Origin of the sequence: Micromonospora sp. M51 (genome assembly GCF_018070305.1) — a bacterium.
Classification (GTDB): domain Bacteria; phylum Actinomycetota; class Actinomycetes; order Mycobacteriales; family Micromonosporaceae; genus Micromonospora; species Micromonospora parva.
This window is the reverse complement of the sequence record NZ_JAGPXZ010000835.1, coordinates 1-2473: the sequence shown is the minus strand read 5'-3', so window position 1 is coordinate 2473 and position 2473 is coordinate 1. Positions and strand designations below refer to the sequence as shown.

Annotated in this window: 3 protein-coding genes; all 3 read left to right on the top strand. The window is 71.7% G+C overall.

Translation table 11 applies throughout. The annotated features are described in order from the left end of the window. A partial coding sequence (locus KBX53_RS29510) for an NAD(P)/FAD-dependent oxidoreductase (protein ID WP_210862907.1) occupies positions 1 to 1450 on the top strand: 1450 nt, incomplete at its 5' end. After that, entirely contained in the window at positions 1440 to 2312 is an 873-nt protein-coding gene (locus tag KBX53_RS29505; protein ID WP_210862906.1) for an SDR family oxidoreductase, read from the top strand. The genes KBX53_RS29510 and KBX53_RS29505, both read left to right, overlap by 11 nt. Further along, positions 2309 to 2473 (top strand): alpha/beta fold hydrolase (locus KBX53_RS29500; RefSeq protein ID WP_210862909.1); only part of this gene is annotated, 165 nt, incomplete at its 3' end. The genes KBX53_RS29505 and KBX53_RS29500, both read left to right, overlap by 4 nt.

Genomic DNA, 2473 nt, shown 5'->3' with positions numbered 1-2473 from the left:
GGGCGCCGCCATCCGCCTGCAGCGGGCCGGCTTCACCGACTTTCTCGTCTTCGACCGGGGTGACGACGTCGGCGGCACCTGGCGGGACAACAGCTACCCCGGCTGCGCCTGCGACGTCCCGTCGCACCTCTACTCGTTCTCCTTCGCGCCCAACCCGAACTGGTCCAACACCTTCTCCGGTCAGCCGGAGATCTGGGACTACCTGCGCGGCTGCGTCGACCGCTTCGGGATCCGCCCGAGGTTGCGGCTGCGCCACGAGGTGCACGAGGCGAGGTGGGACGATCAGCGCCAACGGTGGCTGCTGCGCACCTCCGGCGGCGAGCACACCGCCCGGGTCCTGATCTGTGCGGCCGGCCCGCTCAGCGACCCGGCCATCCCCGACCTGCCCGGGATCGACGAGTTCGCCGGCACCGTGTTCCACTCGGCGCGGTGGCGGCACGATCACGACCTCACCGGCCGCCGCGTCGCGGTGATCGGCACCGGCGCCTCCGCCGTCCAGTTCGTGCCCCAGATCCAGCCGACGGTCGAGAAGCTGACGCTCTTCCAGCGCACCCCCGCGTGGATCATGCCGAGGCTGTCGCGCCGGATCAGCGCTGTCGAGCAGGCCGCGTTTCGCACAGTGCCCGGCGCGCAACGCCTCGCCCGGGCACGGCTCTATCTGCTCCGCGAGAGCCTGGGCCTGGGCTTCCTGTACCCGGCGCTCAACCGCTTCGCCTCCCGGCTGTCACTGCGTACGCTGCGCCGGCAGGTCCCCGACCAGCACCTGCGGGACAAGCTCACCCCCCGGTACACGATGGGTTGCAAGCGGGTGCTGATCTCCAACGACTACTGGCCGTCGCTCACCCGGCCCAACGTCGACGTGGTGACCGCCGGCATCGCCCGGCTCGTGCCGGACGGCCTCGTCACCGACGACGGTGTGCACCACGCGGCGGACACGGTCATCTTCGGCACCGGCTTCCACGTCACCGACTCCCCCGTCGTGCGGCGCATCCACGGCCGTGCCGGACGTAGCCTGAGCGAGGCCTGGACCCCGAGCATGCACGCGTACCGGGGCACCACCATCGCCGGCTTCCCCAACCTGTTCTTCCTGCTCGGCCCGAACACCGGGCTCGGGCACACCTCGGTGGTGCTGATGATCGAGGCGCAGTTGCGCCTGGTCCTCGCGGCCCTGCGGCACATGCGGGCCACGGGCATCCAGGCCATCGAGCCCACCGCGCAGGCGCAACAGCGCTGGACCGAGCGGATCGACCAGAAGATGGCCGGCACCGTCTGGCAGACCGGCTGTTCGAGCTGGTATCTCGACGCCACCGGCCGCAACACCACCGTCTGGCCGGGCCTCGCCACCAGCTTCCGGATGCGTCTGCGCCGCTTCCGCCCGGCCGACTACCGGACCGCTTCGGCCGGCAGCACCCCCAACGACTCGGAACGGGAGCATGCCGATGCGCTATGACCTGGCCGGCAAGACCATTCTCATCACCGGCGCGGCGCGCGGCATCGGGGCGCAACTGGCCCGCGAGGCCGTCGCCCGCGGGGCCCGGGTCGCCCTCGTCGGCCTGGAGGGCGAGCTGCTCAAGCGGCTCAGCGCCGACCTCGACGCGCACTGGTACGAGTGCGACGTCACCGACCAGGCTGCGTTGGACGCCGCGGTGACCTCGACCGTGGACCGTTTCGGTGGCATCGACGTCGTCGTGGCCAACGCGGGCATCGCGAACCTCGGCACCGTCGCCGTGGGACCGGTCGACGCGCTGGTCCGTACCGTCGAGGTGAACCTCTGCGGCGCGATCCGCACGGTCAGCGCGGCGCTGCCCCACGTCACCGCCGCCCGTGGTCACGTCCTGATCGTCTCGTCCGCCGCGGCCTTCACGGCGATGCCCGGCATGGCCGCCTACTGCGCGTCCAAGGCGGGGGTGGAGCAGTTCGCCAACGTGCTGCGCCTGGAGACCCGCCCGCAGGGCGTCACCGTCGGCACCGCGCATCCGATCTGGATCGACACCGACCTGGTCCGCGACATCCGTGACGACCTGGCGTCGTTCCGCACCGCGCTGCGCCGGCTGCCACGGCCGCTGTCCACGGTCGTCCCGGTCGAGCAGTGCGTCGAGGCCCTGCTGCGCGGTGTCGAGCGCCGCAGACGCAAGGTGTACGTGCCACGCTCGCTCGCCGTGGTGCAGGCGCTGCGACCGGTGGTGCTGAGCGGCTTGACGGACGCGTTGATCACCAGGTTCGGCGGCCGGACGATGGTCGACCAGATGGAGGACGAGGTGCGCCAGCTCGGGCGGTCCTTCGGCAGGACGTCGGTGGGAGGGCGGTCATGACAGTTCATTTCCGCCGGGCGGGCAGCGGGGAGCCGCTCGTGCTCGTCCACGGCATCGGTCACCGTCATCAGGCGTGGGAGCCGGTGTTCGACCGGCTCACCGCCCACCACGACGTGATCGCGCTCGACCTGCCCGGGTTCGGGAACTCGCCGGTGCCCGGC